A 25,707-nucleotide genomic window follows, 5' to 3' on the forward strand; every position below is an offset into this window, starting at 1 on the left:
CGCATGGACATCGTGCTGGTCCACGGTGCCGGCGGACGGCCGACGACCTGGGCGGCGGTGGAGCCCCTGCTGACCGCCCTCGGCCACCGGGTGTTCATCGTCACCAACCCGCTGACCTCGCTGGAGGACGACGTCGCCCACACCACGGCCGCCGTGGCGGAGACGACGGGCCCGGTGGTCCTGGCCGGGCACTCCTACGGCGGCGCGGTCATCAGCAATGCCGGCCGCCATCCGCGGGTCAAAGGCCTCGTGTACATCGCCGCGTTCGGCCCCGATGAGGGCGAGACCGTCAACGAGATCGTCGAGCGTTACGAACCGGCCGAGATCTCCAAGTACATGCGGCGCGGACCGAATGGCGAATGGAAGTCGGAGCCGAGTCCGGAGTTCTGGGACGAGATCGGGCCCGACCTCTCCCCCGACCAGCGCGTCATCGTCGAGACCGAGGGGCGGAAGTCGGAAAACCTCATTTTCACCCAGCCGACCGGTATCCCCGCCTGGCGCCGTCTGCCCAGCTGGTACCTGGTCGCCGACGACGACCGCACGCTGCGCCCGCAGGCCCAGCAGGACATGGCGACACGTATGAAGGCGACCGTCGAACACGTGCCGGGCAGCCACTACACGACGCTCGTGTGGCCGCGTCGCGTCGCCGACATGATCCACGCGGCGGCGCTGGCCGTGAGCGCCGCCTCATGACCTCCACGCCCGCCCCCGTGCTGGAGATCCGCGATCTGCGCGTGCGGTTCGACGTTCCGGCCGGCCGCCTGCCGGCCGTGGACGGGGTGGATCTGACGCTGCGGAAAGGCGAAGTCCTGGCACTGGTCGGCGAGTCGGGGTCCGGCAAGTCCGCCCTGTCGATGAGCCTGGTCGGGCTGAACCGCGGCCCGCGCACCCACATCAGCGGCGAAGTGTCCTTCGGCGGCCGCGACCTCGTCGCCGCGTCCGAACGGGAACTGCGCGGCGTCCGGGGCAAGGACATCGCGGTCGTCTTCCAGGACGCGCTGGCCGCGCTCAACCCGCTGCACCGGGCGGGCGCCCAGGTCTCCGAGATGATCCGCGCCCACCGCGACGTGGAGCGCGAGCAGGCGATGAGCCGTGCCGTGGAACTGCTCTCGGAGGTCGGCATCGCCGGCCCGGACCGCGCGGCGCGTGCCTACCCGCACCAGCTGTCCGGCGGGATGCGCCAGCGCGTGATGATCGCCATGGGCCTGGCCAACGACCCGGCCCTGCTGATCGCGGACGAGCCCACCACGGCTCTGGACGTCACCATCCAGGCCCAGGTCCTCGCGGTCCTCAAGCGGATCCAGCGCGACCACGACACCTCCGTGCTGCTGATCACCCATGATCTGGGGGTCGTGGCCGAGGTCGCCGACCGGGTGGCCGTCATGTACGCGGGGCGGATCGTGGAGCAGGGCCTGCGGGAGGAGGTATTGTTCCGCCCCCAGCACCCGTACACGATGGGGCTGCTCGGCTCGGTGCCGCCGATCGACGGTCCGGTCCTACGGCGGCTGCCCACCATCTCCGGCACCCCGCTGACCGGGGTGGGCCGCCCGCCCGGCTGCGCTTTCGCACCCCGGTGTCCCTTCGCCCACGCCGCGTGCGCCGAGCGCCCCGCGCTCCGGCAGCGGTACGGCCACGACGGGCACCTCGACGCCTGTGTGCTGCCCGGACCCGCACGTGCCACGGCCCGCTCCCAGGGAGGCAACGCATGACCGCCGCGCTCATCGAGGTCCGCGGGCTGCGGGTGGAGTACCCGGGACGGGCCGGCGGCCGGGTCCAGGCGCTGCGAGACATCGACCTCGACATCCTCCAGGGCGAGACCCTCGGACTGGTCGGGGAGTCGGGGTGCGGCAAGTCCACGCTCGGCCGGGCCCTGCTGCGGGTGATCGAGCCGGCCTCGGGCCGGATCGAGTTCCTCGGCTCCGACCTCACCCGGCTGCGCGGACAGCGGCTGCGCCGGATGCGGGCCGAGCTGCAGATGGTCTTCCAGGATCCGTTCGGCTCGCTCAATCCACGGCGCAGGATCGCCGACATCGTCGCCGAACCGCTGCTGCGGGCGCGCGGCGCCACCCGCGCCGAGGCCGCGGAGGCGGTGGCCGACCTTCTCGACCTGGTCGGGCTCGGCGCGGAGGCTGGCGGGCGCAGACCGCATGAGTTCTCCGGCGGTCAGCGCCAGCGCATCGGCATCGCGCGGGCGCTCGCCTCGTCGCCGCGGTTCGTGGTGGCGGATGAGGCCGTCTCGGCGCTGGACGTGTCGATCCAGGCCCAGGTGCTGAACCTGCTGTCGGATCTCGTCCGCGACCGGGGTCTGACGATGCTGTTCATCTCGCACGACCTGGGGGTCGTACGGCACATCGCCGACCGGATCGCCGTCATGTATCTGGGCCAGATCATCGAGATCGCCACCCGCGAGGACTTCTTCTCCGGTCCCGCGCACCCCTACAGCAGCGCGCTGCTGTCCTCCGTGCCCGTGCTGCGGGCCGGGGAACCCCGCGAACAGCAGGTCCTGGAAGGCGAGTTGCCCGACCCCGCGAATCCGCCCGAGGGCTGTCTGTTCCGCACCCGGTGCCCCATCGCCATGGACCGGTGCCGCACCACCAGGCCCGACCTGCACGAGATCGCACCGGGGCGCAGGGTGCGCTGTCACCTGCCCCTGGTGTCCAGCGAGTAAGGACGAACGTATTGATCATCGACGCGTACAACACCACTCAGGACGTCCGCGGCCGGTCGGACTATCTGACCGGAGCACGCAAGGGTCAGGCTCCGCCGCCGTACACGCCCTTCGAGCCCCGGCGCATCCTCGACAGGATGGACGCCGCCGGGGTGGACATGGCGATGGTGTGCTCGCTCGCGCAGCGCATCGAGAACGACTTCATCAGCTCCCTGGTGGCCGCGCACCCGGACCGTTTCTTCGGTTTCGGGCAGGTGCTGCCACAGGCCGACGACGCGATCGACGAGATCGACCGGATGGCCGACGCGGGCCTGGTGGGTCTGAAGCTGCACCCCAGTCTGCACGGCTACCACGTCGCCGACCACGGACTGCTGGACCCGGTGTTCGAAGCGTGTGCCCGGCGCGGGCTGCTGGTCCTGATCAACGCTCTCGATGACGCGTTCTGCGCGCCGCTGGCCATCGAGGAGATCGCCCGCGACCATCCGGGGGTGCCGACGATCATCGCGCACATGGGGGCGGTGTGGAACGTGCCGGAGGCGATCATCGTGGCCGAACGCCAGCCGCATGTGTACCTGGAGACATCGGCGACACTGCTGAGCGATGTGAAGCGCGCCTACACGCGGTTGGGGCCCGAGAAGATCCTGATGGGCAGCGAGTGGCCCGGCTCGGACTTCGACCTGGAACGCATGAAGATCGCAAAGGCGGTCGAGGACGAGAAGGACCGGGCGCTGGTCGAGGGCGGCAACATGGCCCGGCTGCTGGGCCTGACGTCATGAGCGCGGCGGACGTCAGCCCCGTGCCCGCCCCGCCGTCGATGAGCGCGGGCGACACCGAACTCCTCACGGCGGCCCAGGCCTTGCTGGCCCGGGCCTGGCAGCCGGGCCGCCACGAGGTGGCGACGGCGCTGCGTACCGCGGACGGCCGCGTCCACACCGGCGTCCATGTGGAGGGTTCCTGCCGACGCAGTTCGATCTGCGCCGAGGGAGTGGCCATGGGAACCGCCCGGGGCGCCCTGCCCCCCGAGGCGCCGCTCGCCATCGTGTCGGTGGTCTCGGTGCAGATCAAACCGGCGGGCCGGTTCCGGATCATCGCCCCGTGCGGGGTGTGCCGCGAACTGATCAGCGACTACTGCCCGGACGCCACCGTGTGGGTCACCACGGTCGACGGGGACGAGCCCGTCCCCCTGCGCGCCCTGGACCTGCTGCCCGAGAAGAGCCGACGCCGGTGGTGAGCGCCACCGGCCCCAAGAGGGGAGGAGACATGTCCGTCTTCATCACCGAGCCGTCCGGACGGACCGTACCCACCGGCCTGGACGTCCCGGAACTCGCCGCGCGGTTGGGCGGGACCGGCGCGCCGGTCCTGTGGGAGGAGCTGACCTGGCCGGACGCGAAGTCCACCGCCGCGGGCCAGAACGCCGTCATCATCCCCGTCGGTGCCACCGAGCAGCACGGCCCCCATCTCCCGCTCGCGGTGGACACCCGGATCTGCGAGGCAGTCGCCCTGGGGGTCTCCGCCCTGACCGGTGTGCCCGTCCTGCCGCCCCTGAGCTTCGGGGTGTCCGCGTCCCACGGCGACTTCGCCGGGACGGTGGCGCTGCGGCCGGAGACCATGATCGCCGTGGTCGAGGATGTCATCGACTCGTTGTACGCCTCCGGGATACGGCAGTTCATCCTGCTCAACGGGCACATCTGGAACAACGGCGCGCTCGATGTGTCCGCCGAGAAGCTGAGGGTCCGCCATCGTGACGCCCGGGTGCGGGCATTGGGATACGTGACGATGTACCCGGGACCCGAGGTCGACGGACATGTCACCTACGGCCGGGCGCTGATGCACGCCAACTTCTTCGAGACCTCCGTCATGCTGCATCTGGCGCCGGAGCTGGTCCGGATGGAACTGGCCACCTCCCATGTCGACCTCGACTCCTTCTGGGACTACCGCATGGACCAGGTCAGCGAGACGGGGGTGTGGGGCAGGGACGTGACCGACGCGGACCCGACCCACGGCGCGGCGGAGTTCGACCGCTGCGTCGCGACCACCGCCCGGGCGGTCTCCGCCGCGGTCCGCGAGCCCTGGCCCGATCCGACCCACCGCCCCGGACGACGCGCGTGACGCCGGGATCGGGAACCCAGGACAACGGACCGCGGGGCGGCGGCCCGACCCAGAAGGAGAACACCTTGGACCCCAGCATCGTGCTCCCCCGGCTGCCGGACCGCGAGCCCATGCTCATCGGCGGGGAGTGGACCACGGGCACCGCGCGGGAGCGGATCCCGGTGCTCGACCCCGCCACTCAGGAGCAGCTCACCACCATCGCCCAGGCCGGTCCCAAGGAGGTGTCCGCCGCGGTGGCGGCCGCCGCCGACGCACACCGTGACCGGCGGTGGCGCGGACTGCCGCCCCGACTCCGCCGCGACGTGCTGCTGCGCCTCGCCGAGCTGGTGGCACGCGACGCCGAGGAGCTGGCGGTGCTGGACACCCTGGACAACGGCAAGGCCATCGAGCGGGCGCGCGGCGATGTGGACCTCGGCCTGCAGGCCATCCGCCACTTCGCGGGCGCCCCGACCCGGCTGTCGGGCACCGTGCACGCGTCCGGCCCCGACCGGCATGTCTACAGCGTGCGCGAGCCGGTCGGCGTGGTCGCCGCCGTACTGCCGTGGAACTTCCCCTTCATGATCGCGGCGTGGAAGATCGCCCCCGCTCTGGCCGCCGGCTGCACGGTCGTGGTCAAGCCGGCCGAGCAGACCCCGCTCACCGCGCTGCGGCTGGCCGCGCTCTGCCTGGAGGCGGGCGTACCGGAGGGCGTGGTCAACGTGGTGACCGGTGACGGGCGTACGGGTGCGGAACTGGTCGGCCATCCCGATGTCGCCAAGGTGTCCTTCACCGGGTCCACCGAGGTGGGGCGGCTGATCATGGCCGCGGCGGCACCCTCGGTCAAGCGGCTCACCCTCGAACTGGGCGGCAAGTCGCCCAACATCGTCTTCGCGGACGCCGATCTGGACGCTGCGGCCCCGGCCGCCGTGCGTGCGGTGTTCGGCCACTCCGGACAGATGTGCACCGCCGGAAGCAGGCTGCTGGTGGAGAGACCGGTCGTCAAGGAGCTGCTCGATCGGCTGCTGCCGGCGGTGGAGGCGCTGCGGATCGGCCCCGGGCTGGCGGGCGGCATCAACATCGGTCCCCTGGTGTCCCAGGAGCAGTACGACCGCGTCAGCGGCTACCTCGACCTGGGCCGCGCCGAGGGCGCCGAGGTGGCAGCGGGCGGCGAACCGCTGCCCGGACCGGGCTGGTTCGTGCGGCCGACGGTGTTCACCGGCGTCAGCCCCGGCATGCGGATCGCCAGGGAGGAGATCTTCGGCCCGGTCGCCACGGTCATCCCGTTCGACACGGAGGATGAGGCGATCGCCCTGGCCAACGACAGCGACTACGGGCTTGCCGCCGGTGTGTGGACCGGCAGTCTGGCACGCGCCCACCGCACGGTCGCGGCGCTGGAGGCCGGCACCGTGTGGGTCAACACCTACAACGAGTTCGACCCCGCCGTGGCCTTCGGCGGGATGAAGCAGTCCGGCCTCGGCAGGGACCTCGGCGACGCCGCCGTCGACGGGTTCACCGAGCTCAAGAGCGTCACGATCGCCCTGTGAGCGCCCCCACCACGACCGGGACCGCCGCCTCGCACCCGGCATCGCCACCCCTGCTCCCCGCCGCCCGCGCGCTGGAGGTCGCGGCCGAGCGCGCCCGCACGCCGGGCTCCGCCACCGGCCACCACTTCAACGCCGCCGGTGCGGCCCTGCCCGCCTCCGTCACCGTGGACACGGTCATCGGCCACTTGCGCGCCGAGAGCCTTTCCGGCGGCTACGAGGCCGCCAAGGACGCCGCCCCCGCGCTGGAGGCCGTCTACGCACGTACCGCTGAGCTCCTCGGCGCCCGGCCGGAGGAAGTCGCCCTCGTCGAGAGCGCGACGGCCGGCTGGCATCGCGCCGTGTCGGCGCTGCGGCTGCGCCCCGGCGACCGTGTGCTGGCCGCTCGTTCCAGTTACGTCAGCAGCGCCCTGCACCTGCTGTCGGCCGAACGCGACCACGGTGTCCGGGTCGAGCTGCTGCCCAACGGCCCCGACGGGGCGGTGGCGCTGGAGGCACTGGAGACGGCGCTGCGCACCGGTCCCGCCGCCCTGGTCACCGCGGCGCATGTGCCGACCTCCTCGGGTCTGGTCGAACCCGCCGCCGATATCGGCGCGTTGACCCAGGCGCACCGGGTTCCCTTCCTGTTGGACGCCACACAGTCGCTCGGCCAGCTCCCGGTCGACATCGGCGCCATCGGCTGCGACCTGCTCATCGGGACCGGCCGCAAGTTCCTGCGCGGGCCGCGCGGCACCGGGCTGCTCGCGGTCCGCCGCCCCCTCCTGGACCGACTGGCCCCCGAGGCGCCCGATGTCCGGGGTGCCCATTGGACCGCCGAGCGGAGCTGGGAACTGGTGCCGGACGCCAAGCGGTTCGAGCTGTGGGAGGCCGCACACGCCCTGCGCCTCGGTCTGGGTGCCGCGCTGGCGGACCTGACCGCCCTGGGCGTGGACACCGTCTCCCGGCATCTGGCGACGCTCGCCACCACACTGCGGGAACACCTCGCCGAACTGCCGGGCGTACGCGTCACCGACCCGCCGGCCGCGGGCGGCGCCATCGTCACCTTCGTGGTCGACGGACTGGACGCCGGCGCGGTGCAGCGAGAACTCGCCCGCCGCCGGATCCATCTGATCGCGGTGCCGGCGGGGCACGGCCGCTGGGACATGGATCCCCGGGGCCTGACCAAGGTGGTGCGGGCCTCGGTGCACGTCTACAACGACCGGGCCGACCTGGACGCCCTGGTCGAGGCGGTGCGGGAGATCGTCAGCCCGCACGGCACGCCCACACCGCCGCGGGAGCCGGCACGTCGGTCCGGCGCCGCTGCCCCCGCACCCGCACCCGCGCCCGCTGCGGCCCGCCGTGGCACCCGGTGCCGGGACGCGATCGTGGTCGGCCTCGGCGTGCACGGCAGTGCCGCCCTGCGCCGGCTGGCCGCGCGCGGACTCGACGTCCTGGGCCTGGAGCAGTACGCCCTGGGCCATGACCTCGGGTCCTCGCACGGTGCGACCCGGATGATCCGGCGCGCCTATCCCCATCCCGACTGGGACGGTCTGGTGGACACCGCCTACCGGGCCTGGGAGGAGCTGGAGGACGCCGCGAAGACCCGTCTGGTCGACATCACCGGCGGGCTGTACGCGGCGCCGGTGGACCGGCCGGATCCGCTGCGCGGCCCCGGCTGCCGGCAGGTCGGCCCCGAGGAGGCGGCGCGGATCTTCCCGGGGCTCCGGCTGCCCGCCGGGTTCGGCGCCGTACACGACCCGCGGGCCGGGATCATCGACGCGGAGGAGACGTTGCGGGCCCAGCTGACGCTGGCCGAACGGTCGGGCGCGGCCGTCGCGGACCGTACCCCGGTCATCGGCTGGGAACCGGACGGCGACCAGGTCGTGGTGCGCACCGCAGACAGCGTACTGCGCACCCGGCACCTGGTGCTGTGCACCGGTCCCTGGACGGCGGCCCAGGTCCCCTCGCTGGCGGGGCGGCTGACGGTCACCCGCATCGTCAACGCCTACTTCGCCGCCGACCCGGCGGGACCGCTGGGCCCGTCCGGCCTGGGCAGCTTCTCCGTGGATCTGCCGCAGGGGCTGCTGTACGGGTTCCCCGCGACCGGTGGCCGCGGCCTCAAAGTGGGTCTTGACAGCGGCCCGGCCTGGGATCCGGACGCGCCCCGCCCCGCGGCGACCGCGGCGGAACTCGCCCTGCTCGCCGAGGCGGTGGCCCAGGTGCTGCCCGGTGCCGGCCCGGTGACCGAGAGCCTGACCTGCCTCTACACCATGACGGCCGACCGGCGTTTCGTGGTCGGCGAGGTACCGGGAGTGGAGCGGGCGCTGGTGGCGTCGGCGTGCTCGGGACACGGTTTCAAGTTCGGCCCGGCGATCGGCGAGGCACTGGCCGATCTCGTGTGCGGGACCGCCCGCCCGGACCTGGACTTCCTGTCCCCGTCCCGGCTGTTTCCCGGTGGTGCCGGGTGAGGGGCGCCACCGGGCGGCCCGAATGGCCGGGGGCCGTCTCAGCCGTGGAAGACGGTCTGGGAGCGGCGCTCGTACCAGGCGGTCAGAAGCTCGCCGGAGCTGATGACGTGGTCGCGCATGACCTCGTCGGCGCGGTCCGCGTCCCGGGCGGTCAGCGCTCCGACGATGAGCTCGTGCTGCCGGATGTTCTGCTGCCGGTGGCGCTCGTCACCGGCGAGGGCGAGCGAGGAGACGTTGCGCGGGAAGCTCTCGTTGATCCGGTCGATCATCCGGCTCAGCCAAGGGTTGTCGGCCGCCTCGCAGACGACGGTGTGGAAGCAGTCGTTGGCCGCCGTGGTCGCGGGGCTGCCGGCGGCCGCCTCCTCACCGGCGGCCCGCTCCGCGGCCTCGCGCAGGACGGCGTTGTGCTCCCGCAGTGCGGTGAGCTGACGCTCCGTGATACGCGAGGCGGCACGCCGGGCGGCCAGCCCCTCCAGCTCGGCGCGCACCTCGTAGGCCTGGCGCACCTCCCAGGGCGTGGGCACTCGGACCACCGCGCCGCGGTTGGGCTGCACCTCGATCAGCCCGCCGTTCTGCAACTGGCGCAGCGCCTCGCGTACCGGTGTGCGGCTGACCCCGAACTCGGCGGCCAGCGCCGCTTGGCGCAACGGTTTGCCGATCGCCAGCTCGCCGTTCATGATCCGCGCGCGAATGCGGGCCGCGATGTCGTCGACGAGGGGGCCCTCATCAGTCTGGGGCGTCATCGGAGTCGGTCAAGCCCTTCTCGTGGTCGGTAGATCTTTTGGATCCACTTCCATCATATTCGAATCCAATAAGGGGTAAGTGCATGAATCTGGATTTCGGCAAGGCCATCGACGTGTCGGTGCCGATCCACCCCGGAATGCTGCACTGGGGCCGCCGCCCCGAGGTGGAGATCGTCGAATCCCGCACCGCCGGCGACGCCTCCAATGTGAGCCGCTGGCGCATCGGTACCCACACCGGCACGCACATCGACGCTCCCGCCCACTTCATCGACGGCGGAAAGACGGTCGACCGGCTCGACTTGTCCGCTCTCAACGGCGCCGCGCGGGTACTGGACCTGACGCATGTGAAAGAGCAGATCACCGCCGCCGACCTCGACGCGGCCGGCCTCGGCTCCGAAGAGCGCGTGCTGCTGCGCACCAGCAACTCGGAGGGCGTACTGCGCAGCCCGTGGAAGGCCCGGCAGTGGGTCGGACTGGCCCCGGACGGCGCGGAACGCCTCATCGAGGCCGGGGTACGCACCGCGGGCATCGATTACCTGAGCATCGAGGCCGTCGCCCACACCACCGACTGGCCGACCCACCAACTGCTGTGCGCCGCAGACGTGTTGATTCTTGAGGTGGTCGACCTGCTGCACACGCCGGCCGGGGTGTACGACATGCTCTCCCTCCCGGTGCCGTTGCAGGGTGCCGAGGCTGCCCCCTCGCGCACCGTGCTCCTGCCGCGGGACGAGGCGTGACCGCCGCGTCCCCGCTGATCCTGGCCGCGCCGCACCCGGCGGCGCTGGCGGCCGCCCGGCAGGCGGCGGAGCGGGGCGGCAACGCGGTGGACGCCGCACTGGCGGCGGCGGTCGTCCTCACCGTCGTCTACCCCCACCAATGCTCTCTCGGCGGCGACTTGATCGCACTCGTCCACTCCCCCGACGGCACGGTGCGCGCGGTGCTGTCGGCCGGCGCGGCCGCACACGACGTCGATGTCGACACGCTGCGCGCCGCGGACCCGCGGATGCCCGCGCAGGGGCCGCTGACCGTGACCGTACCCGGCGCGGTGGCCGGCTGGGCCGAGCTCGCCGAAACCCATGGCACACCGGGGACCCTGGCCGCCACCCTGCGGAACGCCGCCGCGCTGGCGGAGGAGGGTGCCACCGTATCGGCGGGGCTGGCGCGCGCCGTGCGCGAACAGTCCGCGCGGATCGCCGCGGATCCCGGGCTCAGCGCGCTGCTGGCCGGGCCCGGCGGGGCGCCGCTCGACGAGGGCGACCCACTGCCGCAGCCGCGGCTGGCCGCCGTACTGCGTGCGCTGGCGGACGATCCGTCGTCCTTCTACCGGGGGGCGGTTGCCGAGGCACTGGCGGACGGGCTGCGCCGGGCCGGCAGCCCACTGACCGCGAGCGACCTCGCGGCCCACCGCGCGGAGAGCGTCGAGGCACTGGCGCTGGACGTGTCCGGCACCCGCTGGTGGACCGCGCCGCCACCGAGTCAGGGCGCGAGCCTGCTGGCCGTCCTGGAGGCCGCCGCCGCGGCCGCGACACTCCCCGAGCCACGGCGGACCGGCCTCCTGGCGGCCCGCTGCCAGGACGCCTCGGCGGCCCGTGACCGGCTGCTGGGCGATCCACGCGGCACGGAGGTGGATCTGGACGGACTGCTGCGGCCGGCGCCGCTCGCCGGTGCGCAGCCGCCGAAGCCGCCGTTCCGGCCCGCCGGGGACACGGTCGCGGTCACCGCCGTGGACTCCTCGGGGCTGGCGGTCTCCCTGATCCAGAGCGTCTACCAGACCTTCGGCTCCGGCATCTGCGAGCCGGACACCGGCATCGTGCTGCACAACCGCGGCTCGGCTTTCAGTCTGCTGCCCGGCCACCCGGCCCTCATCGGACCCGGGCTGCGGCCCCCGCACACCCTGTGCCCCGTGCTCGGCCGGTCCGCCGACTTGCTGCTGGCGGCCGGCTGCCAGGGCGGCCGGGCCCAGCCGCAGATCCTCGCCCAGACGGCGCCGGATCTTATGGACCCGGCCACCGACCCGGCCGCCGTGCTGGACCGGCCGCGCTGGGTGGTCGGCGCCCGCGACATCGGCCACGCAACACAGACCCTGCTGGCCGAGCCCGGGTCCGTCCCCGCCGCCACGCCCGGCTTCCCGTCGGACGTACCGGTCGTCGCCGCTCCCGGCCGCACCGACCTGGCCGGTCACACCCAAGTGGTGCGGCTGGCCGCCGACGGCCGACTGGACGGCGCCTCCGATCCACGCGCCGACGGCGCAACCGTGTTCCACGGCCCGCCCCACGGCGGCGCCGCGGCAGACCTCGCCGGATTTTTGGAAGGAAACCCCCGATGAGCACCCTCGCCCCCGAGCCCGTACCGGCGGACGCGCCACATCCGCTGGACCCCCTCACCGCGGCCGAACTGGCCACCGCCGCCAAGGTCCTGCGGGGCGACGCCCGGGTCACCGAGGACGCGCGCTTCTGGGGCGTGACACTGGACGAGGACCACGCCCGCCGTGCCGCCCCCGGCGAGACGCGGAGAGCCCGCGCGGTCGTGATCTGCCCCTCCGCGCACCTCGCGTACGAGGTCGGCCTCGAACTCGGCGACGCGCCGCGGAGCACCGCCTGGCGGGAGCTGGATGTGCGCAGTCCGGGCTGTTCCTCCGAGGAGGCGCGGCAGGCCGCTGCCGCTTGCCGGGCGGACCCGCGCTTCCAGCGGGCGCTGGCGCTGCGCGGCATCCACGACGTGTCGCTGGTGATGGTGGACCCGGAGTCGATCGGCGGCTTCGAACCGCCCGAGTACAAGGGCCGCCGGCTGACCTGGGGCAGCGTGTGGCACCGCACCTCCGAGGACGACAACGGCTACGCGCGCCCCGTGCAGGGCGTGGTGCCGATCATCGACATGGAGTCCATGGAGATCCTTCACATCGAGGACCACGGTGTGGTTCCGCTGTCACAGGAGTCCGGGGTGTTCTCCACCGGAGTGGTGCCGCCCCGGCCGGGCCTGCGGCCCCTGGAGGTGGTCCAGCCCGAAGGCCCCAGTTTCACCGTCACCGGTCAGCGGATCGACTGGCAGGGTTGGTCGGTACGGGTCGGCTTCACCCACCGCGAGGGCCTGGTGCTGCACGACCTGACCTTCGACGCGGGTGGCAAGGGCCCGCGGCAGGTGATCCGGCGCGCGGCCGTCAACGAGATGTACGTCCCCTACTTCGACACCGCCTCCACCCAGTACCGCAAGAACTTCTTCGACTGGGGCGAGTACGGCGCGGGCCCGCTCACCAACTCCCTGGCCCTGGGCTGCGACTGCCTGGGCGTCATCCACTACTTCGACGCCGCGGTGCTCGGCGGCGACGGCGTCCCCCGGGTCATTCCCAACGCCGTCTGCCTGCATGAGGAGGACGATGGCATCCTGTGGAAGCACCACGACGGCCGCAGCGGCCGCACGGAGGTGCGCCGGTCCCGCCGTCTGATCATCTCCGCGTTCGCCACGGTGGCCAATTACGACTACGGCTTCTACTGGTCGCTGTACCAGGACGGCTCGGTGATGCTGGAGATCAAGATGACCGGCATCCTCTCCGCCACCGGCGTGGCGGAGAGCGAAGAGACCCCCTACGCCCGGCGGGTCGCCCCGAACGTCGCGGTCACCAACCACCAGCACTTCTTCAGCGTCCGCCTCGACATGGCCGTGGACGGCCCCCGCAACCGGCTGGTGGAGGTCACCGCCGAGCACGAGACCGACCCGGAGCTGGACCCGTACGGCAACGCCGCCCGGACCGTGCTGCGCCCCATCCTCAGCGAGGCGGAGGGAGCCCGGCGCACCGATCCGTCGCGTGCGCTGCACTGGCGGGTGGAGAGCGCCGAGGCCCGCAACCGGATGGGCGAACCGACGGCGTACCGGGTGCACCTGGAGAACACCGCGGTCCTGCCGGTGCGGGAGGACAGTGTGTGCGCCCGCCGCGCTCCGTTCGTGGGCCGGCAGCTGTGGGCGACCGCCTACGACCCGGACCGACGGTTCGTCGCCGGTGAGTACCCCAACCAGGCCGAGCCGGGCGCGGACGGCGTGCACAAGTGGCAGGAGGAGGACCGCTCGCTGGACGGCACGGATTTGGTGCTGTGGGCCACCGTCGGCTCGCACCACTTCCCGCGCCCCGAGGAGTGGCCGGTGATGCCGGTGGCCAGGGCGCGGCTGCGGCTGGAGCCCGACGGGTTCTTCGACCGCAATCCGGCCCTCGACGTGCCCCCACCCGTCTCCTGCCATGCGCCGCGGCCCGCGGCGGCCGGCCACGGGTCCGGGGCGCCGGACCACTGCTGCGAATGAGCCGGGCCCGGCCGCGGCCGGCCGCCGCGGGCCGCGGCGGGGCTGGTGGCGGTGGCCGCGACGCTCACCGCGGCCGCGACGGCGGGCGGCACCGGGCCGGTACACGCTCCGCACACGCACGCCTGAAGGGTGTCTTTATTGCTGCACGGTTCACCGCTGATGTTCTCCGATGACCCGGCGCCGGCGGCCGCTCCGGCACCTCGGCTCGGTGCGGACACCGGTACCCTCCACGGCTCCGTCCCGCAGCCGGTCAACGGCTGACGGACGGGGCAGGGGCCAGGCACGGGAGGGAGGGGCCGCTCCACCGTGCCGGGCCCGCGCGCGCCGGGGCCAGGATCCACAGCAGCCGACGGCCTTCGCCCGCTGGGGGGCCCGCCCTGATCCCCGCCCCGCACGTGCGCAGTTCACGTGCCCGCCGGTCGCGCGCCATTATGGTCTGCCGTGCTGCTGCGCCACAGCCTCGCTGTGGCGATGGGGGGCCACCCCGCATGGCGACGGCAGCCGCAACACGTCCGTTGCCGACTGCTACGCCCGAGGGAACCGAGTGGGCCCAGGCCGAGGGCATCATCGCCGCAGACTTCTTCCACTTCGACACCGGGGCGGCGCCGCGCCGTGCGCCGGTAGCCGGTGTAGGAGAGGGTCACCGTGACGGAGTTGGCCGGGTCCTTGTTGACGAGCAGGACGCTCAGTGCGCCGTTCGCCCGGCGCGCTGCGTGCGCGCTGACCGTTGTGGTGCTGGAGGAGGCGCGGACCAAGATGTCTCCGGCCTGGGCGACACGAGAGAGCATCTGGATGCCGTAGTAGGCGCGGAACGGAGTCTGTGCGGCCGGTTCGTTGCCACTGCCGTTGGACAGGAGGCCCTCGTCGTTGTAATCGGTGGCGCCGGTGACATCGGTGGCGGTGCCGCCGGATCCGTTGTGCACGTTCCACCAGGTCGCGTTGTGTACTCCGGCGGCTGCCAGGGACAGGTACGCGTCGGCGGCCCACAGCGCCTGCGCCTGGGTGTTGCGGGGCTTGCCGCCGTTCAGCTCGGTCACGAAGATCTCGGTGTTGGTCGCGTCGTGGCGGTCGAGGTCGGCGCGGAACGCCTCGACGACCGAGGCAGCGGTAGGCGGTCTGGTGAGCATCTCGGCTTCCGTGGTGCTGTCCGTGTACGGGTACCAGTGAAAGATGCCGAAGTCCGCGCGGCCGCCGACGGTCGACAGGACCACGTCGTTCCAGTCGCCGGAGTCCTCGGAGCCGACTTCGCCGTCCGGCCAGAAGCCGGGGGTGGTGAGCACGACGCCGACCCTGATCGACGGGTCGACCGCCTTCATCGCGGTGATGTACTCCATGGCGGCGTTCGCGTAGGCGTGCGGGCTCTTGGGTGTCGTACTCCCATCCGGTCCCGTAGTGGCCATTGTCGAAGACCTCGTTGCCGATCTCCCAGTGGGTGATGCCATAGCCCTTGGTGATGTTGGCGTAGCGGACCCAGTCGGCGGCCTCCTGGGCGGTGCCGGAGCCGTAGTTGACGGTAATGACCGGCCGGGCGCCCGCAGCCTGGGCCATCGTCACGGTGGCCAGCTTCTCGTTGGCGTTGATCGCGACGGAGGTGTTCGAGCGCGGGTTTTCCTTGGAGTTTCGAGCCTTCCTGGAGACGGTCGTCGCGGCCGCGGTCGGCAGAGCGATGCCGGCGACACCGAGAAGTGAAGCGGTCATGACAGTACGGCGCTTGAGCTTCACTCATGTGCGGCGCTGGGGGTTCATTGGTCTCCCTTGAGTGAGGGGGATTCGGGACGGCCCGCTCCGCCGTACACGGCGGCGGACGCGGGCCGACCCCGGTATGTGGGGGATACGGAGCTACGTGACCGGGATGCTGCCCGCGAGCTTGATGTCGGCGGCGGACCGGCCGACGTAGACGGGGACCTTGCCGGTGGGGGTCACCCAGCGGTTCCTGGACTCGTCCCAGTACGAGAGCTTGCGGCGGTCGATCTCGACCGTGACGGTCTCCCGCTCACCCGGCTTCAGCGACACCCTGGCGAACCCGGCCAGCTGCTTCTCCGGTGTGTCCGTCCTGGTCGGCAGGTGACCGATATAGATCTGAACCACGTCCGAGCCTGCGCGTCGGCCGGTGTTCCTCACCTCGACCCGGACGGTGGCGGTGTCTCGCGCGCTGCCCAGGTCGAGGTCCTGGACACGCAGCCTGTCGTAGGCGAAGGAGGTGTACGACAGGCCGTGGCCGAAGGGGAAGAGCGGCTTCTGGCGGTTCTTGTCGTACCACTTGTAGCCGACGTAGATGCCCTCATCGTAGGAGATGATGCCGTTGGCCGTGTCGTTCTTGCCTCCCGTGTACGTGGACGGACCCTGGTCCTCGCGGGCGGGGAAAGTGACCGGGAGGCGGCCGCCGGGCTCGGCGTCGCCGTACAGCACGTTGGCGATGCTGGTGCCGGTCGCGGCGCCTTGGTACCAAGCCTGAAGGACTCCCCTCACGTCGTCCAGCCACGGCATCAGCATCGGGCCGGAGGTGTTGAGGACCACCACGGTGTTGGGGTTGGCGGCGGCCACGGCTTCGATGAGCTGGTTCTGGTCGCCGGGCAGACTCAGGTCGTCGCGGTCCATCGCCTCGCCGGTGAAGTTGTTGACGAACACCACGGCGATGTCGGCCTTCTTCGCCGTCTCGACGGCCTCGGGGATGAGGGAGTCGGGCTGCCAGCACAGCTTCATGCTGGGGCCGTTGAAGCCGACGTCCTTCGTGGAGTACTCGACGGTGATCTCGACGGGCTTGCCGGCCGTGAGCCGGGTAACGCCGCCGAGGGTGTATTCCTGCGGCGCGTGGAAGAAGTCCCAGACGAAGCGGGAGTCGTTGAAAACCGTCTCGCCGTCGACGACGACCTTGGCGGCGCCGGACAGCAGGGTCGAGAAGCGCACCCAGCCGGTGGTGGGCGGGGTGATCGTGCCGGTCCAGCGGGCGGACCACTTGCTCGGCAGGCCGCCGACCGGGTTGCCCCAGCGGAAGTCGACGTTGGGGGTGGTCGTGGTGGCGACCGGGTCGCCCGTGAACTCCTCGTTGCCGAAGAACACGGCGTGCAGGCCCTGCTTCCCGTCCGCGGTGGCGAAGACATCGGCTGGGACGACCGGCAGCGCCACATCGCCGAACGAGCCCTGTGCGACGAACACGCGACCGGTGCCCGCCTTCGCCTTGATCGCATCGGCGGCCGTGGTGAAGTCGCCCGGATCGACGTACGAGGAGCCCTCGACACCCGTGATGGCGTCCTTGCCCGCGGGGCCGATCACGGCGATTGTCTTCTTCTTGGACAGCGGGAGGACACCGCCGGCGTTCTTGAGCAGCACGGTGGCCTGCTCGCCCGTGACCCGGGCCAGGGTCTGATGCTCGGGCGTGGTCACGACGTCGGCGGGCGCGGCCGGCAGCGGATGGTCGAAGGCGCCCGAGTCGAAGAGCGCGAACAGGATGCGGCGAGCCGCGTCGTTCGTACGCTCTCGCGGAATACGCCCGTCGGAGAAGGCCTCCTTGGGGGTGTCCGGCTCGAGCGCGCTGGAATCGACACCGGCCGTGAAGATCTCGACCGGGTCCGCCGACGGCTGGAAGTCGGTGCCCAGATAGCCCTTGAGTCCGAGGTCCTTCTTCAGCGCGGTGATGATGTGCTCGTTCTGACAGGCGTAGACGCCGTTGACCTTGGGGTACGAGCCCATGATCGAGAGCGCGCCACCCTCGCGGATCGCGTGCTCGAAGGCCGGGTAGTACAGCTCGCGCAGCGCCCGTTCGGAGACCCTCACGTCCAGGGAGTTACGACCCTCCTCCTGGTTGTAGACAGTGAAGTGCTTGACCTGGGCGATGACGTCGTTCTTCTGGAAGCCCTTGGTGACGGCGGCGCCCATCGCCCCGTTGACCAGGGGGTCCTCCCCGTACGACTCGACCTCCCGGCCGCCGCGCGGGTTGCGGTCGATGTCGACGGTCGGACCGAGCAGGACGTTCCAGCCCTTGGCGCGGGCCTCGGCGCCGATGGCCTGGCCGTACTTCTCCGCCAGCCCGGTGTCGAACGTGGCGGCGAGCGCGTTCGGCGCGGGGAAGGCGGTCACGCCCGTGTCCCCTCGCAGCCCGTCGGAGGCATCCACCCGCGTCATCGCCGGGATGCCCAGATACTCCAAGGGCTTGAAGTCCGCCACCTCCACAGCGGTGACGAGCGTGACCCTCTCCTCGTGCGTCATCGCCTTCAGCAGGGCCTCGGCCCGCCAGGACGAGGGCTTGGCGGTGTCGCGCCACGGCTGCGCGCCCTGCGCGGCCCGGGTGGCGGCCGAGGCGGGAAGGCTGGTGATCACGGCACCGGCGGTGCCCAGCACGGCCGCGGCCACGGCCTGACGTCGGGTCATACCACTGAAACGATTCATTCTTCCGTACTCCTTCGGACGGGAAGTGATGCTGATCAGGGGTGCTACCTTGCGAACTCGCCCCGGAAGGTGCACACCGGCGTCGGGCTGGTGCGGTCGTACCGCCGGGGTGCGGTGGACTGTGGAGCGGTGCCGGGCCGTGTCAGGGCGGCCCGGCACCGGACTCACCCCTCCGGACGGGCCTCGTCCAGGGCCGGGGAGGACGTCCTGGACCGCCGCTCGAATCGGAGAGGAGCGGGTGCCCCGGGCGAAGTGACCTGCTTTCCCTGGGGTTGTGGCGTCGCTTACGCGGCGTCCCGTCGGAGGTCGGCGGTGTCGATGGTGTGGTCGCCGGGTCCGAGGGTCAGCGGCTCGCAGCCGGGGAGTTCCACCGTCCCGAGGCACCCCTCGGGCACGGTGATGCGGGCGGTCAACCCGTCCGCGGTCAGCTCCCAGGACAGGGCCGCCGTGCCGTATGGCGTCTCATGGCGGGTGTTGGCCCAGGTGATTCCTCCTCCGGGGCGTGGCTTGTAGGCGATGGTGCGGTAGCCGGGTGCGGTGGGGGCGATGCCGCCGACGACGCGGTGCAGCCAGTCGGCGACAGCGCCGAGGGCGTAGTGGTTGAAGGAGGTCATGCCGCCGGGGTTGAGGCTGCCGTCGGGGCGCAGGCTGTCCCAGCGTTCCCAGATGGTCGTCGCTCCCTGGGTGACCGGGTAGAGCCAGGAGGGGCATTCGGTCTGCGTCAGCAGCTGGTAGGCGACGTCGAGGTGTCCGGTGTCGGTGAGGGCGTCGCAGATGAGCGGGGTGCCGACGAAGCCGGTGGCGATGCGGGCGTTGTCCTCCAGGACGAGGGCGGCGAGCCGGTCTCCGGCGTATTGGCGCTGCGCGGGATCGTCGAGCAGGCCGAAGACGAGGGCCATGGAGTACGCGGTGGGGCTGTCGCTGGTCATGCGGCCGGTCGGCAGCACGTAGCGGCCGCGGAAGGCCTGGGTGACCTCATCGGCCAGTGTGCCGTAGTGCCGGGCGGCGTGCGTCTCACCGAGTGCCTCGGCGGACCAGGCCAGGTGCCTGGCCGACCAGGCGAAGTAGGCGGTGGCGACGAGGTAGCGGTCGGTGCGGGAGGCCGCCGGGTCGTCGGGCGGTGCGATGGGGTCGAGCCAGTCGCCCAGCTGGAAGCCGGTGTCCCACAGTCGGCTCGGGCCGGCGAGCCGTTCTATCAGATCGACCCAGGCGCGACCGGCGGGAAAGTGACGGCGGAGCAGCTCGAGGTCGCCGAACCGCTGGTAGAGCACCCACGGTGTGAGGGCGGCGACGTCGCCCCAGGCGGCACCCGGCTGGATGGGGGTCCATATGGGGCCGCCGGGGATGACGGGCACATACCAGGGGATGGTGCCGTCGGGGAGCTGTTCGATGGCGACGTCGGTGAGCCAGGAGTCGAGCAGGCCCGCACAGTCGTACAGGAAGCTCGCCGTGGGGGCGAAGATCTGCAGGTCTCCGGTCCAGCCGAGACGTTCGTCGCGGGCCGGGCAGTCGGTGGGGATGTCGACGAAGTTGCCGCGCATGCTCCACACGACGTTCTCGTGGAGGCGGTTGACGAGCGTGTCGCTGCACTCGAACCAGCCGGTGCGGCGCATGTCGGTGTGGTGCACCAGTGCGGTGACAGCGCCGTCCGACAGGTCGCCGGGCCATCCGCCGATCTCGGCGTAGCGGAAGCCGTGCAGGGTGAACCGCGGTTGCCAGGTGCGGGGACCGTCGTCGGCCAGGATGTAGGTGTCGGTGGCGTGGGCTTCGCGCAGCGGGCGGGTGGCCGGCTCGCCGTCCTCCAGGACTTCCGCATGGCGCAGGGTGATCGTGGTCCCCGCCGGTCCGTCGGCGGTGATGCGCAGCCGGCCGACGAGGTTCTGGCCGAAGTCGAGCAGGTAGCGGCCGTCTTCCTTGCGGATCACCGCGACCGGACTGACCTCCTGGGTACAGCGCACCGGCGGACCCTGGGGAGCGACGAGCGTGTGCATGTCGCGGACGCCGGTGGCGACAGGTGTCCACTCGGCCGTGCGCTTGGCATGTGGCATTGTCCAGTGGGGGTCGTCCAGGCGGGCGTCGAAGGTCTCGCCCTCGTACAGGCCGCTCACGAGGATCGGCCCCGGCGCCGCGGTCCAGGAGTGGTCGGTGGCGATGACGGTGGTGGTGCCATCGTCGTGGACCACTTCGAGCTGGGCGATCAGGGACAGGTCGGTGCCGTAGATGTCGCGGGTGCCGCCGTCGAAGCCGAGGCGGCCGCGGTACCAGCCGTCGCCGAGCCATGCGCCGATGGTGTTGGCGCCTTGGGTGAGGTGGTCGGTCACGTCGTAGGTGCGGTAGCGCAGCCGCTCGTGGTAGACCGTCCAGCCGGGTGACAGGGCGTCGTCTCCTACGCGCCTGCCGTTGATCTCCGCTTCGTACAGTCCGTGCGCGGTGACGTACAGGCGGGCGCGCGCCACCGGACGGCGCAGGGTGAAGTCACGTCGTACACGGGCCGGACGCCGGTCGCTGTCGGGGTCCTCAGGCCAGTCGGCGCCGACGGGGACGGCGCTCCAGTCCGATGCCTCCAGCAGGCCCGCCTCGACAACGCTGGGCGGGCTCCAGGCGGACGGGGTATTCCCGCCGGCCCAGACCCGGACCCGGACGGTGACTCGTTCCCGGGAGGTGAGGGGCTCCCCCGGCCACGACACGAGGACCTGGTCGGTGCTGTCGATGCGGCCGGTGCGGTGGACATGGTCCTCGCGGTCGAGCTCGATCTCGTACCCATCCTGGGCACCGGCGCCGGCCGGCAGCGACCACGACAGGCGCGGTGCGGCGACGCCGGTGCCGAGGCCGTCAAGCAGGTGCTCGAACGACACCGGGGCAGGCTGGAGGAGCATCAAAGGGGGGACCTTCCGTGAAGTGGGCGGTGCGGCAACCCGTGTTGCGCCGGGATGGGGAGGTGGGAGCGGGCGTCAGCCCTTGACTGCTCCTCCGGTCAGGCCCTTCATGACCTTCTGGTTGAGGAAGAGATAGACCATCAGCGTGCCGAAGACGTTGATGCAGATGGCCGCGAACAGCGGTCCGTACTGGGTGGCGCCGAACTCCCCGCTGAAGTTGAGCAGGCCGACCTGGATGGTGCGCAGGTCCTGGTTGTTGGTGAAGGTCAGCGCGATGAGCAGGTCGTTCCAGAGGAAGAAGAACTGCACCAGGCCGACGGTCAGGACGGCGTTGCGGACCATGGGCACACTGATGGTCCAAAAGGACCGCAGGATCCCGGCCCCGTCGATGGTGGCCGCCTCGAACAGCTCCCGGGGCACGGCCTTGTAGTACGTGGCCATCATGAACACCGTCAGCGGCAGACCGGTGCCGGTGTAGGTGAGGATCAGCGGCCACAAGGTGCCCGACAGGCCCGTCTGGAAGTACACCGTGAACAGCGGCAGCAGGATCATCTGGGACGGGACCATCATGCCCGCGAGGAACAGCAGCAGGGTCAGACTGCGCCCCTTCCACACCATGATCTGCAGCGCGAAGCCGGCGGCGGTGCCGAGCAGGAGGATCAGCGCGAGCGACGGAACAACCGCCAGCAGACTGTTCTTGACGTACAGGCCGATGTGGCCGGTGGTCCATGCCTCGCTGTAGTTCCCCCACTCCCAGGACGTCGGCAGACTCCAGGTGGAGTTGTTCAGGTAGTCGCTGTTGGATTTCAGCGAGGTCAGGAACATCCACAGCAAGGGATAGACCTCGACGACCAGCAGCAGACCGACGACCGCCTTCACCCAGAGTCGTCCGGCGCGGCGGCGCCGCCCTGCGGTGCGGATGGTGCCGGGCCGGTGGCTGATGCGCGGGGCCTTCGTCTTGATGGGCGTGTCGACTGCCATGGCTTCAGCCCTTCGTGAGGTCGCGCCGCGAGAGGCGGAAGACGACCAGGGTCACCAGCAGGCACACCACGGTCAGCAGCAGCGCGATGGTGCTTCCGTAGCCGTAGTCGCTGTAGGTGAACGACGTCTGGAACATGTAGAGGGTCAGCGGTGTGGTGGCGTTGCCGGGACCGCCGTTGGTGAGGGCGAGGATGGAGTCGAAGGCCTTCAGCGTGCCGTTGATGCTGAAGATCAGCGACGACATCAGGACCGGGAACGACAGGGGCAGCACGATGTGGCGTACGAGCCGCAGGCCCGAGGCCCCGTCCAGGCGGGCCGACTCCAGCACCTCGTCGGGGATGTCGACCAGCCCCGCGAACAGCAGGACGGCGTAGAAGCCCATGGAGCGCCAGACGTCCATGAGGATCAGGACCCAGAACGCATTGCCGCTGCTGCCGAACCAGTCGACCGACTCCAGGCCCACCATGTTGAGCAGCGAGTTGACGGGGCCGGTCTGCGGGGCGACCTGGAAGAGCTTCTGGAAGAGCAGGCCGACCGCCACCGTGGGGAGGACGACCGGGAAGAACACCAGTGTGCGGATGAGCGCCGAGGCGCGCTTGAGGAAGAAGACGTACAGCAGGGCGAGAAGGTAGCCGGCGAGGACCTGCCCGACGGTCACGGCCACGGCGTACTTGAGGGTGAACCAGAGTGCCTGGCGGACGGCCGGGTCGCTGAACAGGCGCTGGAAGTTGTCCAGGCCATTGCCGGTGAAGCCCTCGATGGTGTTGCCCTTGGTGAACGAGTAGCCCAGTGACCACACCATGGGGACCAGCATGATGAGGGAGTAGACGAGCAGGGCGGGGCCTACCAGGATCAGGATGGCCCTGCGGTCACCGAGTACACGGTGCATGGGTGGTGTCCACTTCGTTGGAGGGGATGCGGGCGGGCCCGTGGAGGGAGGGTTCCGGACGTGCGGCTCAGGAGCGGCACTGCGGCGGGTCCTGAGCCGTCAGCACCGGACCTCAGCTGCTGGACAGCGCGTCCTGAACGGTCTGCATGAACTTCTGCGGGCTTATGCTCCCGGTCGCCAGGGAAGCCGCGTTCGTCTGGCTGACAGTGGTGGCCTTGGTGCTGAACAGGGCCTCGAACCACAGGACGTTCTGCTTCGACTCGCCGATGGTCTTCCTGACCTGTGTGGTGATCTCGTTCGGGTCCTTGACGGGGGTGTTGGTCTTGAAGCCCGAGATGGAGCCCTGGCCGTTCAGCGCGGCGCTGCCGTAGTTCTTCGCGATGCAGGTGACCCAGTCGCCGACCTTGCGATCGAAGGTCTTGGCCCCCAGCGTCATCGCCAGGCCGACGTTGGACGGGTACTGGTCGATCGAGCCCTTGCCGCCGGCGACCGCGGGGAAGGGCATGAAGCCGATGTTCTCGGCGCCCACCTTGTTCTGCTTGGGGTCGGCGATGTTCGTCAGCGCCCAGCTGCCCATGTAGAACATGGCGGCCTTGCCGGTGAGGAACTGGTTGAACGAGGTATCGTAGTCGATCGACCCGACCCCCTTGCCGAAGTAGCCCTTCTTGCCGAGGTCGGCCACCTTCTGGGCCGCCTCGACGTACTTCGGGTCGGTCAGCTTGGCCTTGCCGTCAGCCACGTCCTTCAGCGCGTCCGGCCCCAGGCTGCGGTACAGGTAGCCGCTGACCAGCCGCGTGATCGGCCAGCCCTGCTGCCCGGAGGCGGAGAACGGCTGTATCCCCTTCGCCTCCAGCTTCGCCGCGTTCGACACCAGCTGGTCCCAGGTGGTGGGCACGGACAGGCCGTTCTCGCTGAACAGCTTCTTGTTGTAGAAGATGCCCTCGATGTTGTACTCGTACGGCAGGACCTCGACCTTGCCGCCGTACAGCGCCTTGATGGTGGAGATCGCCGCCGGCTCGATCTGGTCGTAGACACCCAGCTCGTTCAGCTTCTTCTCGAGGTCGGCCACCTTGCCGGACTTGTAGAGCTGGTCGGTCAAGGCAGGGGCGTTGCCGGCTGCGAACTGCACGGGCAGCGCGTTCTGCCCGCCGAGCAGCTGAAGCTTCTGGTCCAGGCTGGTCTGCGGCACCGTGTCCACCTTCAGCGGCAGCGCCTGGTTCTGTGCCTTGCACGCGTTCTTCGACAGGGTGTCCAGCGCCGTCTTGACGGTGGTGTTCTCCGCGTTCGTCAAGTAGCTGAACTCCTTCGGCGCGGAGGAGGAGCCCGAGCCCGAGCCTCCGCAGCCGGACGCGAGAACGACCACCGCGGCGGCGCTCGCCGTCAGGCCGGTGATCCGCGCCCTTCGGGCACGGGACAAGTCGATGATCACAGCTGGCTCCCTGTCATCGTTGCAGCGGGAAGACATTGGGGGGGCGGTCGAGATGGAGGTCTGGACCGGAAGAATGGGTAACGTTACCCACGACGAAGTGGGACTACAGTGCACTCCGTCCACTGTCGCGTCAAGACATCAGGCCGTAACATCGAGGAAAGCAGTCCGCGCCAGTTCCCTCTGCACGGACCGTCATGTAAATCGTTGCCCAAAGCACAAGGACTCGGGGGTGCGCCACGCATGGACTCGGCGCCGAAGCAGAAGAAGCGCGTGACGATCACCGACGTGGCGCGGCACGCCGGCGTGTCCACCACCGCGGTCTCCAAGGTGCTGCGCAACGCCTACGGAGTGAGCGCCACCATGCAGGAACGGGTCCGCGCCGCCATGGCCGAGCTCGACTACCGGCCACACGCGGCCGCGCGCGGCATGCGAGGACGGACCTACACGATCGGTGTCCTGCTGGACAACATCCGCAACGCCTTCTTCGCCGACATCCTGGACGGGATCCGGGACCAACTGCTCGACAGTGAGTACAGCGTCCTGATCGGGGCCGCCGGATTCGGCGCGGAGAACCAGGCCAAGACCATCCGCTCCATGGTCGACCGCCAGATGGACGGGCTGATCCTGATCGCGCCCGGAACGCCGCGCACCGAAGTCCTCGCCACGGCCGCCACCACTCCCACGGTCGTCATCGGCCACCACGACCCCGCCGACGTCCATGACTCGGTCGTGGACGCGGACGACGCCGGAGCGGGGCTCGTGGTGGACCACCTTGTATCCCTCGGCCACCGCAACATTGCCCTGCTGTCGGCGCCCGGCACCAAGTCGAGTATGTGGAAACGCACACCGGAAATCGTGCTGACCAGCGGATACCTGGAAGCGATGGAGCGCCACGGCCTACAGGACCACGCCTGCGTCTTCCAGGCCAGGTACTCCGACGACGGCGGCTACAAGGCCGGGATGCAACTGCTCACCGGCACGGAACCTCCCACAGCCATCATGACCGGTGCGGATGTCGCCGCCCTCGGCGTCTACCGCGCGGCCCATGAGCTGGGCATGCGCGTCCCGCAGGAACTGTCCCTCGTCGGCTACAACAACACCGCCATCGCAGCCCTCACCCCCGTGCAGCTCACCAGTGTCGACCAGGCCGGCCACACCATGGGCGCCGCCGCCGCGAAGATGCTCATCGAGCGGGTGGAAGGACAGCGGGATCGTGCCATGCAGACCACGATGACCCCTCGCCTTGTGATCCGCCGCAGTACGTCATCTCCCCGAACCGCCTGAGACCACCACCCATGTCGGCGGTCCCGGTCGGCTCCAGCAGATCAAAGATCGTCGCCAAGGCGCCCTGGCGGCCCTGTCCGACGCC

The 25,707-nt window shown here is 70.9% G+C and carries 20 protein-coding genes; 13 read left to right on the forward strand and 7 right to left on the reverse strand.

Annotation, left to right across the window (positions count from 1 at the left end; all coding sequences use genetic code 11):
• The first annotated feature begins 3 nt into the window (after positions 1 to 3).
• The 8 genes from ACZ4WQ_RS13515 to solA all read left to right on the forward strand — a co-directional run bounded on the left by ACZ4WQ_RS13515 (position 4) and on the right by solA (position 8,744).
• Positions 4 to 693, forward strand: a complete 690-nt coding sequence (locus tag ACZ4WQ_RS13515) for an alpha/beta hydrolase (protein WP_311729286.1) — start codon at positions 4 to 6, stop codon at positions 691 to 693.
• Positions 690 to 1,709 carry an ABC transporter ATP-binding protein gene (locus ACZ4WQ_RS13520; RefSeq protein WP_311729287.1) on the forward strand — a complete coding sequence of 340 codons (1,020 nt, stop codon included), beginning with the start codon at positions 690 to 692 and terminating at the stop codon, positions 1,707 to 1,709. Before ACZ4WQ_RS13515 ends, ACZ4WQ_RS13520 begins: the two co-directional genes overlap by 4 nt.
• A complete protein-coding gene (locus tag ACZ4WQ_RS13525) occupies positions 1,706 to 2,668 on the forward strand; it encodes an ABC transporter ATP-binding protein (protein WP_398372182.1) in 963 nt (320 codons plus the stop codon). The genes ACZ4WQ_RS13520 and ACZ4WQ_RS13525 overlap by 4 nt, the downstream gene beginning before the upstream one ends.
• Before the next feature lie 11 nt (positions 2,669 to 2,679).
• Positions 2,680 to 3,444, forward strand: coding sequence for an amidohydrolase family protein (locus tag ACZ4WQ_RS13530; protein ID WP_358644637.1), 765 nt, complete (start codon positions 2,680 to 2,682; stop codon positions 3,442 to 3,444).
• The gene (locus ACZ4WQ_RS13535) at positions 3,441 to 3,899 is read left to right on the forward strand and encodes a cytidine/deoxycytidylate deaminase family protein (protein WP_311729289.1); all 459 of its coding nucleotides are present in this window, start codon (positions 3,441 to 3,443) and stop codon (positions 3,897 to 3,899) included. Before ACZ4WQ_RS13530 ends, ACZ4WQ_RS13535 begins: the two co-directional genes overlap by 4 nt.
• Positions 3,900 to 3,928: 29 nt before the next feature.
• Positions 3,929 to 4,777, forward strand: a complete 849-nt coding sequence (locus ACZ4WQ_RS13540; RefSeq protein ID WP_311729290.1) for a creatininase family protein — start codon at positions 3,929 to 3,931, stop codon at positions 4,775 to 4,777.
• A gap of 65 nt (positions 4,778 to 4,842) precedes the next feature.
• Positions 4,843 to 6,300, forward strand: coding sequence for an aldehyde dehydrogenase family protein (locus ACZ4WQ_RS13545; protein ID WP_398372178.1), 1,458 nt, complete (start codon positions 4,843 to 4,845; stop codon positions 6,298 to 6,300).
• A complete protein-coding gene (gene solA / locus ACZ4WQ_RS13550; protein WP_398372176.1) occupies positions 6,297 to 8,744 on the forward strand; it encodes an N-methyl-L-tryptophan oxidase in 2,448 nt (815 codons plus the stop codon). Before ACZ4WQ_RS13545 ends, solA begins: the two co-directional genes overlap by 4 nt.
• A gap of 38 nt (positions 8,745 to 8,782) precedes the next feature.
• Here solA and ACZ4WQ_RS13555 read toward each other — a convergent pair whose 3' ends face one another.
• On the reverse strand, positions 8,783 to 9,487 hold the full coding sequence (locus ACZ4WQ_RS13555) for a GntR family transcriptional regulator (protein WP_311729293.1): 705 nt from the start codon (positions 9,485 to 9,487) through the stop codon (positions 8,783 to 8,785).
• 83 nt (positions 9,488 to 9,570) lie between these two features.
• Here ACZ4WQ_RS13555 and ACZ4WQ_RS13560 point away from each other — a divergent pair, with 83 nt between their 5' ends.
• The 3 genes from ACZ4WQ_RS13560 to ACZ4WQ_RS13570 are packed head-to-tail and all read left to right on the forward strand — an operon-like array spanning position 9,571 to position 13,777.
• Positions 9,571 to 10,224 (forward strand): cyclase family protein, encoded by a 654-nt coding sequence (locus tag ACZ4WQ_RS13560; protein ID WP_311729294.1) that lies wholly within the window; start codon positions 9,571 to 9,573, stop codon positions 10,222 to 10,224.
• Positions 10,221 to 11,813, forward strand: coding sequence for a gamma-glutamyltransferase (locus ACZ4WQ_RS13565; RefSeq protein ID WP_398372173.1), 1,593 nt, complete (start codon positions 10,221 to 10,223; stop codon positions 11,811 to 11,813). The genes ACZ4WQ_RS13560 and ACZ4WQ_RS13565 overlap by 4 nt, the downstream gene beginning before the upstream one ends.
• On the forward strand, positions 11,810 to 13,777 hold the full coding sequence (locus tag ACZ4WQ_RS13570; RefSeq protein WP_398372171.1) for a primary-amine oxidase: 1,968 nt from the start codon (positions 11,810 to 11,812) through the stop codon (positions 13,775 to 13,777). The genes ACZ4WQ_RS13565 and ACZ4WQ_RS13570 overlap by 4 nt, the downstream gene beginning before the upstream one ends.
• A 404-nt stretch (positions 13,778 to 14,181) precedes the next feature.
• On the opposite strand, the gene ACZ4WQ_RS13575 is transcribed toward ACZ4WQ_RS13570, so the two are convergent.
• On the reverse strand, positions 14,182 to 15,177 hold the full coding sequence (locus tag ACZ4WQ_RS13575) for a hypothetical protein (protein WP_398372169.1): 996 nt from the start codon (positions 15,175 to 15,177) through the stop codon (positions 14,182 to 14,184).
• A 107-nt stretch (positions 15,178 to 15,284) separates the two neighbouring features.
• On the opposite strand from ACZ4WQ_RS13575, the gene ACZ4WQ_RS13580 reads away from it, so the two are divergent.
• Positions 15,285 to 15,536: a hypothetical protein gene (locus ACZ4WQ_RS13580; RefSeq protein ID WP_398372167.1), complete on the forward strand. Its 252-nt coding sequence runs from the start codon at positions 15,285 to 15,287 to the stop codon at positions 15,534 to 15,536.
• 80 nt (positions 15,537 to 15,616) lie between these two features.
• Here ACZ4WQ_RS13580 and ACZ4WQ_RS13585 read toward each other — a convergent pair whose 3' ends face one another.
• The 5 genes from ACZ4WQ_RS13585 to ACZ4WQ_RS13605 all read right to left on the reverse strand — a co-directional run bounded on the left by ACZ4WQ_RS13585 (position 15,617) and on the right by ACZ4WQ_RS13605 (position 24,338).
• Entirely contained in the window at positions 15,617 to 18,163 is a 2,547-nt protein-coding gene (locus ACZ4WQ_RS13585; RefSeq protein WP_468022202.1) for a glycoside hydrolase family 3 protein, read from the reverse strand.
• Positions 18,164 to 18,447: 284 nt separating this feature from the next.
• A complete protein-coding gene (locus ACZ4WQ_RS13590; RefSeq protein WP_398372163.1) occupies positions 18,448 to 21,018 on the reverse strand; it encodes a family 78 glycoside hydrolase catalytic domain in 2,571 nt (856 codons plus the stop codon).
• Positions 21,019 to 21,114: 96 nt separating this feature from the next.
• Positions 21,115 to 22,020, reverse strand: coding sequence for a carbohydrate ABC transporter permease (locus ACZ4WQ_RS13595; RefSeq protein WP_398372161.1), 906 nt, complete (start codon positions 22,018 to 22,020; stop codon positions 21,115 to 21,117).
• 4 nt (positions 22,021 to 22,024) lie between these two features.
• Entirely contained in the window at positions 22,025 to 22,909 is an 885-nt protein-coding gene (locus tag ACZ4WQ_RS13600) for a carbohydrate ABC transporter permease (protein WP_311729301.1), read from the reverse strand.
• Between the two features lie 112 nt (positions 22,910 to 23,021).
• On the reverse strand, positions 23,022 to 24,338 hold the full coding sequence (locus ACZ4WQ_RS13605; RefSeq protein ID WP_311729302.1) for an ABC transporter substrate-binding protein: 1,317 nt from the start codon (positions 24,336 to 24,338) through the stop codon (positions 23,022 to 23,024).
• A gap of 240 nt (positions 24,339 to 24,578) precedes the next feature.
• Here ACZ4WQ_RS13605 and ACZ4WQ_RS13610 point away from each other — a divergent pair, with 240 nt between their 5' ends.
• Positions 24,579 to 25,622 (forward strand): LacI family DNA-binding transcriptional regulator, encoded by a 1,044-nt coding sequence (locus ACZ4WQ_RS13610; protein WP_385346832.1) that lies wholly within the window; start codon positions 24,579 to 24,581, stop codon positions 25,620 to 25,622.
• Positions 25,623 to 25,707: the final 85 nt, after the last annotated feature.

Source organism: Streptomyces sp. NPDC028305, from assembly GCF_055569495.1.

Bases quoted from the DNA above. Each gene is read 5' to 3' on its own strand.
- ACZ4WQ_RS13520 (WP_311729287.1), top strand. From the start codon at position 690: ATGACCTCCACGCCCGCCCCCGTGCTGGAGATCCGCGATCTGCGCGTG.
- ACZ4WQ_RS13515 (WP_311729286.1), top strand. From the start codon at position 4: ATGGACATCGTGCTGGTCCACGGTGCCGGCGGACGGCCGACGACCTGG.
- ACZ4WQ_RS13540 (WP_311729290.1), top strand. From the start codon at position 3,929: ATGTCCGTCTTCATCACCGAGCCGTCCGGACGGACCGTACCCACCGGC.
- ACZ4WQ_RS13525 (WP_398372182.1), top strand. From the start codon at position 1,706: ATGACCGCCGCGCTCATCGAGGTCCGCGGGCTGCGGGTGGAGTACCCG.
- ACZ4WQ_RS13535 (WP_311729289.1), top strand. From the start codon at position 3,441: ATGAGCGCGGCGGACGTCAGCCCCGTGCCCGCCCCGCCGTCGATGAGC.
- ACZ4WQ_RS13555 (WP_311729293.1), bottom strand. From the start codon at position 9,487: ATGACGCCCCAGACTGATGAGGGCCCCCTCGTCGACGACATCGCGGCC.
- ACZ4WQ_RS13610 (WP_385346832.1), top strand. From the start codon at position 24,579: ATGGACTCGGCGCCGAAGCAGAAGAAGCGCGTGACGATCACCGACGTG.
- ACZ4WQ_RS13595 (WP_398372161.1), bottom strand. From the start codon at position 22,020: ATGGCAGTCGACACGCCCATCAAGACGAAGGCCCCGCGCATCAGCCAC.
- ACZ4WQ_RS13585 (WP_468022202.1), bottom strand. From the start codon at position 18,163: ATGAATCGTTTCAGTGGTATGACCCGACGTCAGGCCGTGGCCGCGGCC.
- ACZ4WQ_RS13560 (WP_311729294.1), top strand. From the start codon at position 9,571: ATGAATCTGGATTTCGGCAAGGCCATCGACGTGTCGGTGCCGATCCAC.
- ACZ4WQ_RS13600 (WP_311729301.1), bottom strand. From the start codon at position 22,909: ATGCACCGTGTACTCGGTGACCGCAGGGCCATCCTGATCCTGGTAGGC.
- ACZ4WQ_RS13570 (WP_398372171.1), top strand. From the start codon at position 11,810: ATGAGCACCCTCGCCCCCGAGCCCGTACCGGCGGACGCGCCACATCCG.
- ACZ4WQ_RS13575 (WP_398372169.1), bottom strand. From the start codon at position 15,177: ATGGCCACTACGGGACCGGATGGGAGTACGACACCCAAGAGCCCGCAC.